The 13,415-nt window shown below is 73.3% G+C and carries 7 protein-coding genes and 1 pseudogene; 6 read left to right on the top strand and 2 right to left on the bottom strand.

The genetic code is table 11. The features are described 5' to 3' along the window. Positions 1 to 78 precede the first annotated feature (78 nt). Complete coding sequence (locus ACFV6E_RS02835; protein WP_385458997.1) at positions 79 to 684, top strand: GPP34 family phosphoprotein; 606 nt, start codon at positions 79 to 81, stop codon at positions 682 to 684. Positions 685 to 2,056: 1,372 nt separating this feature from the next. Here ACFV6E_RS02835 and ACFV6E_RS02830 read toward each other — a convergent pair. After that, complete coding sequence (locus tag ACFV6E_RS02830; protein WP_385459187.1) at positions 2,057 to 4,162, bottom strand: LamG-like jellyroll fold domain-containing protein; 2,106 nt, start codon at positions 4,160 to 4,162, stop codon at positions 2,057 to 2,059. A 186-nt stretch (positions 4,163 to 4,348) separates the two neighbouring features. Between ACFV6E_RS02830 and ACFV6E_RS02825 the strand changes: the two genes are divergently transcribed. Further along, positions 4,349 to 5,377, top strand: a complete 1,029-nt coding sequence (locus ACFV6E_RS02825; protein WP_385458995.1) for an aminoglycoside phosphotransferase family protein — start codon at positions 4,349 to 4,351, stop codon at positions 5,375 to 5,377. A gap of 42 nt (positions 5,378 to 5,419) precedes the next feature. Here ACFV6E_RS02825 and ACFV6E_RS02820 read toward each other — a convergent pair. Next, positions 5,420 to 6,663, bottom strand: a pseudogene (locus ACFV6E_RS02820) (MFS transporter). 427 nt (positions 6,664 to 7,090) lie between these two features. Between ACFV6E_RS02820 and ACFV6E_RS02815 the strand changes: the two are divergent. From ACFV6E_RS02815 to ACFV6E_RS02800, 4 genes are all read left to right on the top strand, one after another. Next, positions 7,091 to 8,359: a glucarate dehydratase family protein gene (locus ACFV6E_RS02815; RefSeq protein ID WP_385458993.1), complete on the top strand. Its 1,269-nt coding sequence runs from the start codon at positions 7,091 to 7,093 to the stop codon at positions 8,357 to 8,359. Between the two features lie 186 nt (positions 8,360 to 8,545). Then, the gene (locus tag ACFV6E_RS02810; RefSeq protein ID WP_385169037.1) at positions 8,546 to 10,390 is read left to right on the top strand and encodes a thiamine pyrophosphate-requiring protein; all 1,845 of its coding nucleotides are present in this window, start codon (positions 8,546 to 8,548) and stop codon (positions 10,388 to 10,390) included. Continuing rightward, a complete protein-coding gene (locus tag ACFV6E_RS02805) occupies positions 10,391 to 11,524 on the top strand; it encodes an enolase C-terminal domain-like protein (protein ID WP_385458991.1) in 1,134 nt (377 codons plus the stop codon). 11 nt (positions 11,525 to 11,535) lie between these two features. Beyond that, positions 11,536 to 13,326 carry a glycoside hydrolase family 15 protein gene (locus ACFV6E_RS02800; RefSeq protein WP_385458989.1) on the top strand — a complete coding sequence of 597 codons (1,791 nt, stop codon included), beginning with the start codon at positions 11,536 to 11,538 and terminating at the stop codon, positions 13,324 to 13,326. Positions 13,327 to 13,415 lie beyond the last annotated feature (89 nt).

Raw genomic sequence — 13,415 nt, 5'->3', positions numbered from 1 at the left:
CCGGGCCGGGTACGCTGCTCTCCCCCGTACCCCAGCCCGGGGCCGATGCGCGGGGCCTGTTCGTGCAAGGAGCGCCCGATGAGCACACCGCGGGATCTGCTGATCGTCACCATGGACGTCGAGTCCGGCCGCACGGTGGAAGCGGGTGATCTGTCGCTCGCCCTCGCGGGGGCCGAGCTGATCGATCTCCTCGCCGCCGGGGCCGTCACGCTGGACGGCGACCGCATCGTCCCGGGTGAGCAGCGGGCACCGGCCGACCGTCTGCTGGCCGAGGCCGCGTCGGCGCTCGTACGGGCGACGCCCCGCGAGCCGGTCGAGGACTGGCTGTGGCGCCGGGGCCGCGGCCTGTCCGCGGTCTACCTCGCGGCCCTGGAGGCGGACGGGGTCGTCACCCGGCAGCGCCGCCGCCTCGCACCCGTCAGGACCAGCCGCACCGCGCTGGTCGACTCACCCGACCGCAGCCGCGCCGCCGACCGCTGGGCAGCGGGCGACCCCGTCCTGGCCGTCCTCGCGGCGGCCGCCGGAATTCACGGCACACCGGCCGAGGACCTCCCGGACGTCGGGGACGATGCGGCCCTGACCGTGCTCACCGCCGTCAACGAAGCGGTACTGGAACTGGAAGCGGTCCGCCAGAAGCGCAGCGTCGAGCAGGCGGCGTTCGACAACATCTGGCGCGGCGAGTGAGGCGGAGAGGGGCCGTGGGCGGTCGCCGGGGAAACGTGGTTGCGAGCGGCGCCCCGGCGAGCTGAGGATGCCGGTCGGCGGCCGGGCGCTTCCCCGCGCTCCGCGTCACGGTGATGGGAAGAGGTCGGTATGGGGTCGGGCCGGGGGCTGGAGGTGGGTCCCTCGCAGGCATGCGACGGTGGAGCGGCGGATCCTGACGTGCTCGTGACGGCCGTGCGGGGGACGCCGAAGCGGTGCGTGCGGCGCCGGCCGCCGGCGCGGACCCCGACACCCCCGGTGCCGGCGGACTTCCGGTGCTGTGCGCGGCCGTGGCGGCGTACGACGCGCCGGTCGTCGAGGCGCTGATCGAGGGCGGCGCCGATCAGGACCGGCCGCTGCCGGACGGCACGACACCCCTGCTGCGAGCCGTGGACCTAGGCTCTCCCGCCGCGGTCGCGGCGGTCCTGGGCGACGAGCCCCGGCTGCGGCTGCCGCCGGCCGCGCGCGAGCGGCTGCTCGCACTGGCCCGGAGCCGGCACGAGCGGGGCGCGGCCGAGGAGTTGCGCCGCAGAACGGGCGCGGCGGCCCCGGCCCGCACCCGCCTGGTCGTGGAGCACGACTTCAACGACGTGGAGGAGGTCTCCCTCGGCGGCCTCACCGTACGGGCGGGGCACACCGCCGTCCTCACCTCGCTGGAGTGGGCCTTCCGGATCCTCACCCCGGTCGACGAGCTGGTGGCCCGGGCCGTCCGTCACCGCGACCGGTTCCACGCGACGTGGTTCGCCTCCTGCCCGGTCCTCGGCAGGCGCCGGAGCGCGGAGACCCGGTCGGCCGTGATCGCCTACCGTCACCACCCGTCGCCCGTCCACCGCCGCTTCGTGGCCGACTACCTGTGGATCAGGTCCTTCACCATCGACACGGACGCCCCTTCGTCCACCTGGCACACGGCGTACGCCGCCCATGCCGGGGAGGACTGCCCCCTGCTCGCCGCCTGGGCGACGGAGGAGACGGACAGCGAGGTGCTCGCCAGGATCCTGGACGCCTGCACCGAGTACGACCACCCGGGCATGGAGGCCGTCGGCCGCCGCTTCCCCGACCACTCGGACCCCCGGGTACGCCGCCAGGTGCCCTACTGTCTCAACACCCCCGCCGCCACCGCCGCGCTGTCCGCCCTCGCCGCCGACGCGGACTCGGAAGTCCGCGGCGCCGTCTGCTCCGTGCTGTCCGGACGGCGCCCCCCTCGCCCCCGGGACCAGACGGATCCTCCTCACCCTCGCCCGGGACCCGGAGCCCACCGTACGGACCTCGGCCACCGCCGCCCTCGAGCACGGCCCCGGCCACGACCACCGGCGCCAGGACATCCCCTGACGCCGGTCGTCGTGCGGAATGCCGGTCAGCAGAAGCAGAGGTCCGCGCCGCCGCCGAGCAGCCCGATGTCACCGGCCCGCAGTGCCCCGGCGTACGCCTGCACCTCGTCGACGTCGCCGTGCAGGTACTCGCCCCAGCCGTCGCCGTCCCGGGCCCGGCCGACCTGGAGGGCGCCCGAGCTCAGCGGGCTGCCGGCGAAGGACGCCGTCGCGGCTCCAGCCGCCTGACCGTCGAGGTAGAGCGTGACCCGGTCGGTGGCGTCGTCGTACACCACGGCCAGCCTGCGGCCCCCGCCCGAGCCGCCGTCCGCCACGGCCGTCTGGGACACCACGGTCTCCGGGGCGCCCGCCTCGTCCCGCTGCGGCATCACCAACTGCCATGCGTGGGCGGACGGTTCGTAGCGCACCTTGAAGGCGTCCGTGTGCTCGCCCGGCTGGGACAGCACGGTCATCGGGTGGTCCGGTTCCGCGTCGGCGAGCCGGACGACCACGCTCACGGTGAAACTGTCGGTGGTGTCCACGACGGCACTGCCGGTGGTGGCGTAACCGGTCTCGCCGTCCAACCGGAGGTGGCCGTCGCCGACGAGCGGCTCCGGGTCGGGGACGCATTCCGGGTCGAGGAAGGGGTCGCAAGTGTCGGACTTACGATAGATGTCCGCTCCCGTACCGAGGGTCAGCGGTGTCCCGCCGTTCCGCTCCGGGCTCACGCCGTCCGGCGCGTTCTCCAGCGACCAGTGTCCGAGCCGCGCCGGCTTGCGGTAGGCCAGTCCGGTCCGCTCCTCCGCCACGAGGACACGGTCGTACGTACGGACGTCACCGAGCAGACCGTGCCAGTGGTCGCCGTAGCCGTCGCCCGTGCGCACGCGGCCGATCTGGAAGGCGCCGCCGGCGTCCTCGCCCGGTGCCGCTTCGGCGGCGGCGCCCACCTCCTGCCCGTTGACGAAGAGCTGGGCCCGGCCGGTCTCCGCGTCGTACAGGCCCACCAGGTGGGCCCACTCGCCGGTCTCCGGCGCGCCGCCGGTGACCCGGGCACCGCCGACCGCGAAGGACCACTCGGGTCCGGCGTCCGCCGTACGCAGTCCGAGGGCGAACCCGGCGGCGCTTCCCGCGTCCTGGCCGGCCACGGTCATGTCGCGGTCCGTCGCGGCGGGACGTGCCCAGGCGCTGACGGCGTAGGTGCTGCCCGTGTCGATCACCGGGGCGTCCGGGGTGAGGTAGGCGCCGTCACCGCCGTCGAGACCGGCGGTCGTGGTGAGCGCGGTTCCCTCGGGCGCGTCGGCCCCGAACGTGACACCCGTGCCCGCGTCCGCGGCGGGCCCGGCCTCGGCCGCGGCGGTGGCCGATCCCGCGGCGTCGCCCAGGATCCAGCGGCCGACCGGGGCGCGACCGGACGCGACCAGGAAGTCGTAAGTGGTGGTCTCACTGACGCGCCCGGCACGGTCGACCGCCTCCACGGTCAGGGACTCGGGGCCCTCGCTCTCGGGCAGGTACCGGATGGTGGCCGGCCCGCCGGGCTCAGCGGGACTGACCTCCTGCCTCGGACCACCCATCGGTCTGTACCTGTACGCCACCACGTCGTCGGACGGTGAGTCCATGGTGAAGCCGCCCCGGACGCCGACACCGTCGTGCCACGCGTCGTCGTCGGCGTAGTCCGGCGAGGTGACCACCGGTTTCTCCGGGCTGACGTCGTCGTACACGAACTCGCAGACGCCGCCGTCGCCTTCGGAGCTCCAGGCCGACACCGCCGTGCCGTCGTTCGCGCGGACGCGCCAGGAGATCACCGTGTTCGCCGGGACGCTGTCGTCCGGCAGCTGCCACCTCTGGGCCGTCCCCGAAGGGATGTCCGACGTGGTGTGCGTCAGGCGCTGTTCGGCTCCGTCGGCGTCCTCCCACCAGACCTCGAACTCGCCGTGCACGAAGTTGCCCTCGGCGGGCCGGTCGTCCTCCGTCGGGTCGTACAGCACCGCGCTGAGTACGGGCGGCTCATCGACATAGGACCGGTCCCCTGCCGCGCCGCACGGCCGAGTCCCGTTCCCGAGGTCCTGCACGAGCGGCTGGAGCGGCGGCAGGTTCTCCGCGGCGTGCGCCGTGCCCGGTGCGGTCAGCACCGCGGCGGCGGCGAGACACCCCATGACGAACAGCCGCGGTCTTCCCCAACTCCCGCGGCATCTGGCTCTGTTCACGTATCTCCTCCCCTGTGGTGCCCGTGCGTTCACACGGACCGCAGGAGGTTAACAGCGCCGACCGACATCGCCGGGGGCTCCGGTCGCCGGCCGGGCGCAAGGAGCTGAGGGGCGGTCAGGTGGAAGAATCGGTCCATGAGATCACGACCGCCGTTCGGCGATGACTTACGGGCGGGGCTGGGCGTGCCCAGGAATCCCCGGCGCCTCGACAGCAGTCCGCGTTCGCGGGTGTGGCGCGTCGAGCTGGACCGCGGGCCCGCGGTGGTGAAGGAGACCGTCGACGGGGCGGACGCCGGGGAGCAGTACGCCCGTGAGGTGGCCGCGCTGCGGCTCGCGTCGCGGGCCGCGACCCCCGTGGCGCCCGCCGTGCTCGGCACCGATCCCGGCCGACGCGTCCTGGTGATCGAGTATCTGGAGCACCGGCGCCCGGCTCCTGACTGGATCATCGGCTACGCCGCCGCGCTGGCCCGGCTGCACGCCTGCGCCGGTCCGGACGTCGCGACGGTCCTGCCCCGCTGGGAGGGGCCGGACGAGACCGACGTGGACGCCTTCCTCCGGCTGGCCGATGCGCTGGGAGCCATGGTGGCGCCGGGAGTGGACGGTGAACTCCGGGCGCTGACCGAGCGGTTGAGGCAGGCGCCGGGGCACGCCCTCCTGCACGGAGACCCGTGCCCCGGCAATGATCTGCACACCGCCGACGGGGTCAGGTTCATCGACTTCGAGCAGGCGTCCTGGGGCAGCGGCCTGGTGGAACTCGCCTACCTGCGGATCGGCTTCCCGACCTGCTGGTGCGTGACCACCGCCGACGCGCCGCTGCTGGACCGGGCGGAGCGCGCCTACCTCGACACCTGGCGCGCCGAGACCGGCACGGACGTGCGCCTCGATCTCGTGGACGCCTGCGTCGGCTGGCTGATCAGAGGGGACTCCCTGGTCGAGCGGGCGCGGCGGGGCACCGTCGACCACCTGGCCGCGATGGCCGGCGAGGACTGGGGCTGGGGCACGGTGACCGCGCGGGAGCGGTTCGCCCACCGCCTCGGCGTCGTCGCCCGGATGACGGCCGGGCAGGCGGACCTGCGGGGCGTGAGCGCCCTCACCGCCGATCTGCGCCACCGCGTGCTCGGCCGGTGGCCCACCCTCCGGCCGGTCCCTGCCGAGCGCCCGTAAGGACCCCGGTCCCTGCCGGGCGCCCGTATGGGCCGCGGTCGCTCACCTCGCCTCGCCCACCGCCAGCCGGTCCCCCGGCGCGTCCGGGGTCCGCGGTCCGGTCTTCCCGCCGCCGTGGGGGCGGATGACGAAGACGCCGAGGAGGGCGAGGAGGGACGCGGCGGACAGGGTGTACAGACCGCCGTTGGTGCTGCCGGTGGTGTCCTTCAGATAGCCGAAGAGGGTCGGGGACACGAAGCCGCCCAGGTTTCCGATCGAGTTGACGACGGCCAGGCCCGGTGCGGCGATCCGGGCGTCGAGCCCGGACTGCGCCATCGGCCAGAACAGCGTCGCCGCGCACTTGCCGCCGACCGCCGCCAGGGTGATCGCGGCCAGGCCGAACCAGGGCGAGCCGAGCGTCGCGAAGAAGGTGCCCACCGCGGACACGACCAGCGCGACGGCCAGGTACGGGCGGCGGTCCGGGGCGCGGTCGGTGAAGTGGCTCACCGTGTACATCGCCGCGACGGCGCAGATCCACGGCACGGCGGCCAGCAGCCCGATCTCGAAGGGCGAGAGTCCGCCGATGTCGTCGATGAGGCTGGGCAGCCAGAAGGTGATCGCGTACCCGGTGAGCGCCATGGCGAAGAACACGCAGGTCATCGAGGCGACCTGGGGGTGGAACAGCAGCCGGAGCTGGGACGTCCTGGGGGCGCGGTCGCGGGCCCGGCGGTCCCGTTCGACCGCCGCGCTCAGCGCGTCCTTCTCCTCCTGGGTGAGCCAGCGGGCGTCACCAATGCGCGAGACGAGGAAGAAGCCGGCGAAGATGCCGAACAGGATCGAGAAGCCGCCCTCCAGCGCGAACATCCAGCGCCACCCGGCGAACCCGCCCGCACCGTGCAGTTCGAGCAGCGCGCCCGTGATCGGACCGGTCACGATGTACGCGGTCGCCGAGCCGCCGAGGAAGATGGCGCCGGCCCGGCCGCGGCTGGAGTCGGGCAGCCACTGGTGAAGTAGAGCAGCACGCCGGGGAAGAAGCCCGCTTCGGCGACGCCGAGCAGGAAGCGGAGCCCGTAGAACATCCAGACGTTGTGGATGAAGCACATCGCCAGGATCACCGCACCCCAGGTGATCATGATCCGGGTCAGCCAGACGCGGGCGCCGAAGCGCTCGAGGAGCATGTTGCTGGGCACTTCGAACAGGGCGTAGCCGATGAAGAACAGGCCGGCACCGAGACCGTAGGCGGTGGCGCTCACGCCGACGTCGGCGCGCAGGTCGTCCTGGACGAAGCCGACGTTCGTCCGGTCCATCTGGTTGATGAGGAGCATCAGGACCAGCACCGGCACCATGCGGCGCAGGAACTTGCCGATCGCGCGCTGTTCGGCGCCCTCGGCTCCCTCGGCCGCGGGTGCCGCGGCGGTGCTCCCCGCCGGGGTGTTCTGCTCTGGGGGCTGCGGGACCATCGTCGTCTCCCACTTCGTTCGCCATGAAGGTCTCGACGATTCACGTACGTGAATGATCGTCAAAGGTGTGGACACCTTACGAACGGCCCACCGGGGAGTCAATGGATCACGCACGTCATGACCCACGTCGCCATCTCCGTATGACCCACATCGCCATCTCCCTGCGTACGACGGCGAGCGCGGAGGGGGTTGCCGTTGCGATGTTCATGAATGAGACTTCCATCTGTTTACCTGAACGCTTGGCTGAACCAGAACGACTGCGGATGGTGGGGACATGACCGAAGGCACGTACAGCACAGGCACCCGGATCCGGGAGCTGATCGTCACCCCCATCGCCTTCCGCGACCCGCCGCTGCTCAACTCCAGCGGGGTGCACGAACCCCTTGCCCTGCGCTGCGTCCTCCAACTCGTGCTGGAGGACGGCACGGTGGGGCTCGGCGAGTCACCGGGCGGCAGCGCACGGCTCGAACGGCTCCAGACCGCGGCGAAGGAGGTCGTGGGCCGGGACGTCTTCGACACCACCGCCCTGCTGGCCGCCGTCGACGACGCGCTGCTCCCCTCCGTGCCCAGCTCGCACGAACGCGGCTGGACGACCTCGGCGATCGAGGTGGCCTGCCTGGACGCCCAGGGGAAGCTGACCGGACGGCCGGTGAGCGACCTGCTGGGCGGCAGGGTCCGCGACACGGTGCCCTTCGCCGGCTACCTCTTCCACAAGTGGGCCGAGCACCCCGCCCTCGACGGACGGCCCGCGGCCGGCGACAGCTGGGGCGAGGCGCTGGACCCGGCCGGCATCGTGGTCCAGGCCCGGCTGATGCACGAGCGCTACGGCTTCGAGTCGTTCAAGCTCAAGGGCGGTGTCTTCCCGCCCGAGCAGGAGATCGCCGCCATCGAGGCGCTGCGGGAAACCTTCCCCGACGCGCCGCTGCGCCTGGACCCCAACACCGCCTGGACCGTGGAGACCTCGGTCCAGGTGGCCGAGCGGCTGCACGGCGTACTCGAATACCTGGAGGACCCGACCGCCTCCATCCCCGGCATGGCCGAGGTCGCCCGCAGGTCCGGCATGCCCCTCGCGACCAACATGTGCGTGATCGCCTGGGAACACCTGCGTCCCGCCGTCGAGCAGAACGCGGTACAGGTGCTGCTCACGGACCACCACTACTGGGGCGGACTGCGCCGCACCCGGGAACTGGCCGCCGTCTGCGAGGCGTTCGGCATCGGCCTGTCCATGCACTCCAACTCGCACCTCGGCATCAGCCTCGCCGCCATGACGCACGTCGCCGCGGCCGTCCCGAACCTGCACCACTCCTGCGACACGCACTACCCGTGGAACGCGGCCGACGACATCGTCCGCCCCGGCGTCCTGGAACTGCGCGACGGCGCGGTCCGGGTGCCCACCGGACCCGGCCTCGGCGTGGAACTCGACCACGCCGCGCTCGACCGGCTGCACCGGCTCTACCTGGAGTCGGACATCCGCGACCGCGACGACGCCGGCTACATGCGCCGCGTCGACCCCGGCTTCGAGGCCCGGCTGCCGCGCTGGTGACCGGTTCCGCGCTGGTGACCGGTCGCGTACTGCCGCCGTACAGGTGATGCAGCAGCCCGACGTTTCCCCCGCACCCGCAGGGTTACCCATGACATGTCGTGCCGGGCCGGGCCGACCCGTGTGTCCGGGCCCGGAGCGACTGCCGGAGCGACACTCAACTACGCGCGGGAGCGAAACGGAGTACCCATGGCCAGCCTGAAGGTGTCCGACTACATTCTCCAGCGGCTGCGCGACTGGGAAGTGGACCATGTCTTCGCCTACGCGGGCGACGGCATCAACGGACTGCTCGCGGCCTGGGGCCGCGCCGAGAACAAACCGAAGTTCGTCCAGGCGCGGCACGAGGAGATGGCCGCCTTCCAGGCCGTCGGCTACGCGAAGTTCTCGGGCAGGGTCGGCGTCTGCGCGGCCACGTCGGGCCCCGGCGCCATCCACCTGCTGAACGGGCTCTACGACGCCAAGCTCGACCACGTGCCCGTCGTGGCGCTGGTCGGGCAGACCAACCGCAGCGCCATGGGCGGCTCGTACCAGCAGGAGGTCGATCTCCAGAACCTGTACAAGGACGTGGCCTCGGAGTTCTGCGAGACGGCCATGGTGCCCGAGCAGCTGCCCAATCTGATCGACCGGGCGATCCGCACCGCGTACTCCCAGCGGACCGTCACCGCGGTCATCCTCCCCGCCGATGTGCAGGAGCTCGACTACAGCCCGCCGAAGCACGCGTTCAAGATGGTGCCTTCCAGCCTCGGCATCGGCCGGTACGCGCCGGTGCCCGACGACGAGGACCTGAAGCGGGCGGCCGAGGTCCTCAACGCGGGCGACAAGGTCGCCGTCCTGGTCGGCCAGGGAGCGCGGAGCGCGCGGGCCGAGGTAGAACAGCTCGCGGACCTGCTCGGCGCGGGCGTCGCCAAGGCGCTGCTCGGCAAGGACGTGCTGCCCGACGACCTGCCCTACGTCACCGGCTCCATCGGCCTGCTCGGCACCCGCCCTTCGTACGAGCTGATGCAGGAGTGCGACACGCTGCTGATGATCGGCTCCAGCTTCCCGTACACCCAGTTCATGCCGGAGCTGGACCAGGCGCGGGCGGTGCAGATCGATGTGGATCCGCGCATGATCGGGCTGCGCTATCCGTTCGAGGTCAACCTCGTCGGCGACTCCCGGGAGACGCTGAAGCGGCTGCTGCCGCTGCTGAAGCGCAAGAAGAACCGCAAGTGGCGCGAGGGCATCGAGAAGAACGTCGCCCGCTGGTGGGAGGTCATGCAGCGGCGCGCCGCCGTGGACGCCGACCCCGTCAACCCCGAGTACGTGGTCCATGCCCTGGACGGCAAGCTGCCCGACGACGCGATCATCTCCGCGGACTCCGGGTCGGCCGCCAACTGGTACGCCCGCCACCTGCGGCTGCGCGGCCGGATGCGCGGCTCGCTGTCCGGCACGCTGGCCACCATGGGCCCCGGCGTGCCGTACGCCATCGGGGCGAAATTCGCGCACCCGGAGCGCCCGGCCATCGCGCTGGTCGGTGACGGCGCGATGCAGATGAACGGCATGATGGAGCTGGTCACCGCCGCGAAGTACTACCACGAGTGGTCCGACCCCCGGCTGATCGTGGCCGTGCTCAACAACCGCGACCTCAACCAGGTCACCTGGGAGATGCGCGCGATGTCGGGCGCCCCGCAGTTCGAGGAGTCGCAAGCCATCCCGGACCTGCCGTACGCGGAGATCGCCAAGAGCTTCGGTCTGGACGGCGTACGGGTGGAGAAGCCCGACCAGGTCGAGGCGGCCTGGGACCAGGCGCTCGCCGCCACCCGGCCCTTCGTCATCGACTTCCGCACCGACCCGGCCGTCCCGCCGATCCCGCCGCACGCCTCCCTCGACCAGATCGAGGCCGCCGCCTCCGCCATCCTCAAGGGCGACAGCGACCGTGACTCGATGGTCAGGCAGGGGTTCAAGGCGAAGGTGCAGGAGTTCCTGCCGGGCAGCCGGCACCGCGGGGACCGGCCCGGCGCCGGGGAGCACGACAGCACCGAAGAGAACCGGTAGGTGAGCGGGGCGGCGACGTCTCCGGCGCTCCACGGCGGGACCGCCGTGGAGCGCCTCGCGGTCTCCGTGTACCGGATCCCGACCGATCTGCCCGGCGGGGACGCCACGCTGACCTGGGACTCCACGACCCTCGTCCTCGTCGAGGCGGAGGCTGCGGGGCGGACCGGCACCGGCTACACGTACGGCCCGGCGGCGGTCGCGCAGGTCGTCGAGGACCAGCTGGCGGCGGTCGTCACCGGGTACGACGCGCTCGACGTGCCCGCCGCCAACGACCGGATGAGCCGGACCCTGCGCAACGCGGGCCGGCCCGGCATCGGGGCCTGCGCCGTCTCGGCCGTCGACACCGCCCTGTGGGACCTCAAGGCGCGCCTGTTCGACGTGCCGCTGGTACGGCTGCTCGGCGCGGCCCGCGAGACGGTCGCGGTGTACGGCAGCGGCGGCTTCACCACGTACGACGACGCGCAGCTGGAGGAGCAGTTGCGCGGCTGGTCGGAGCAGGGCATCGGCCGCGTGAAGATCAAGATCGGGGAGTCCTGGGGCCGGTGCGAGCGGCGCGATCTGCACCGCACCGCGCTGGCCCGGCGGGTGATCGGCGACGCGGCGGAGCTGTACGTGGACGCCAACGGCGGCTACACCCGCAAGCAGGCCGTACGCATGGGCGCCGCCACCGCGGACCTCGGCGTCGTATGGCTGGAGGAGCCCGTCTCCTCCGACGACCTCCCGGGGCTGCGCGAGGTGCGCGACGCCGTCACCGCCGATGTCGCGGCCGGCGAGTACGGCTACGACCTGCCCTACCTCACCCGGATGGCCGCTTCGGGCGCCGTCGACTGTCTCCAGGCCGATGTCACCCGGTGCGGCGGGATCACCGTCTGGCTGCGCGCCGCCGCCGTCGCCGAGGGGCTGGGGCTGCACATCTCGGGCCACTGCGCCCCGAACCTGCACGCCCATGCCGCCGCGGCCGTGCCGGGCACCCGCCATCTGGAGTGGTTCCACGACCACGTCCGGATCGAGAACCTGCTGTTCCACGGCGCCCTCGACCCCGGCGGCGGCACCGTCTCGCCCGGCGCGTCCGGCGAACCGGGGCACGGACTGACCTTCGACCCGCGGGCAGCGGAGCGCTACCGCACGAAATGAGCACCCCCGGCATGACCTCCGGCACGACTCCTCCCTCCCGCACCCCGGCCGCCGACAGCCCGTGGGTGCTGCGCGACTACGCCTTCATCGCCGACGGGGAACGCGGCGCGCTCGTCGACCCGCGCGGGCAGATCACCTGGCTGTGCGCGCCGGCCTGGCACAGCGGCGCCGTCTTCTCCGGCCTCCTCGGCGGCCCCGGCCGGTACCAGATCCGCCCCGCCGACTCCTGGAACGTGTGGGGCGGCTACTACGAGGACGGCACGCTCATCCACGTCAGCCGCTGGGTCACCGGCGACGGCATCGTCTCCTGCCGGGAGGCGCTGGCCGTCCCGGCCGACCGCGGCCGCGTGGTCCTGCTGCGCCAGGTCCGCGCCGTGCGCGGCGACGCGTGCGCGGACCTCGGCCTCGACGTGCGCGCGGAGTACGGGCAGCGGCCCATGACGGACCTGCGCCGGGACGACGACGGCGGCTGGCGGGCCCGCACCGGCGGCCTGCACGTGCGGCTCACCGGGGCCGGCGACGCCCGCCCCGACCGGAACGGCGGGCTGCGGGCCCGGCTGCGCGTCCCCGAGGGCGGCGCCCACGACCTCGTCCTGGAGATCGCCACCTCACCGCAGGACGGCCCCCTCGACCCCCGGGCCCTGTGGTCCGCCACCGAACGGTGGTGGGCGGACGCCGTGCCCGGCTGCTCCGGCTCCGCGGCGCCCCGCGACACCCGCATGGCGTACGCCGTCCTGAACGGGCTGACCAGCAGCACCGGCGGAATGGTCGCGGCGGCCACCACCTCGCTGCCCGAACGCGCCGACACCGGGCGCGACTACGACTACCGCTACGCCTGGGTCCGCGACCAGTGCTACGCCGGCATCGGGGTCGCCGCGCACGGACCGCACCCGCTGCTCGACCGCGCGGTGGACTTCGTGTCCGAACGCCTGCTGGCGGACGGCGACCGGCTGCGGCCCGCGTACACAGTGGACGGCGAACCGCTGCCCGGCGAGTGGTCCCTGCCGCTCGTCGGCTATCCCGGCGGCGGCGAGCGGGCGGGCAACCGCGCGGGCCACCAGTTCCAGCTCGACGTTTTCGGCGAAGCCCTCCAGCTCTTCGCCGCGGCCGCCCGGCACGACGCGCTCGACTCCCGCGCCGCCAAGGCCGCCGCCGTCGCCGCCGACGCGGTCGCCGCACGCTGGACGGAGCCGGACACGGGTCTGTGGGAGCTGGACAAGCGCTGGTGGACGCACTCCCGGCTGAGCTGCGTGCTGGGCCTGCGCGAGCTGGCGCGGGAACTCGGCACCCCGCGGGCCGCCGACTGGTCCGCACTGGCCGACCGCGTCATGGCCGGGACCCGGTCGCGCTGTCAGCGCTCCGACGGCTTCTGGCAGCGGGCCGCCGACGATCCCGGCGCGGAGGCGGCGCTGCTGCTGCCGCTGGCCCGCGGGGCCGTGCCACCGACCGACCGCAGCCTCGCCGTCACCCGCGCCGAGGTCGCGCGGCACCTGTCGGACGACGGCTACGTCTACCGGTTCCGGCAGGACGCGGACCGGCTGCTGGGCGACGCCGAGGGCGCCTTCCTGCTGTGCGGCTACATGATGGCGCTGGCCGCGCACGCGCAGGGCCGGGACGTGGAGGCGGCCCGCTGGTTCGAGCGGACCCGCTCCTCGTGCGGCACGGCGGGGCTGTTCGCGGAGGAGTTCGACGTCGCGCAGCGCCAGTTGCGCGGCAACCTGCCGCAGGGTTTCGTGCACGCCATGCTGCTGGAGTGCTCGGCGCGCCTCGGGCCTTCGGGTCTGTCGGGCGGGGAGCGGTGAAGGTCCTCACCGGGGAGCGGTGAGGGCTCGGCGGCGGGCGGGGAGCGGCAAGGATCCTGCGCGGTTTCGTTACCCGGCAGGGAGCGGTG

The sequence above is a fragment of the Streptomyces sp. NPDC059785 genome (genome assembly GCF_042732375.1).
Lineage (GTDB): Bacteria > Actinomycetota > Actinomycetes > Streptomycetales > Streptomycetaceae > Streptomyces.
This window is presented reverse-complemented; position numbering and strand designations above follow the sequence as displayed.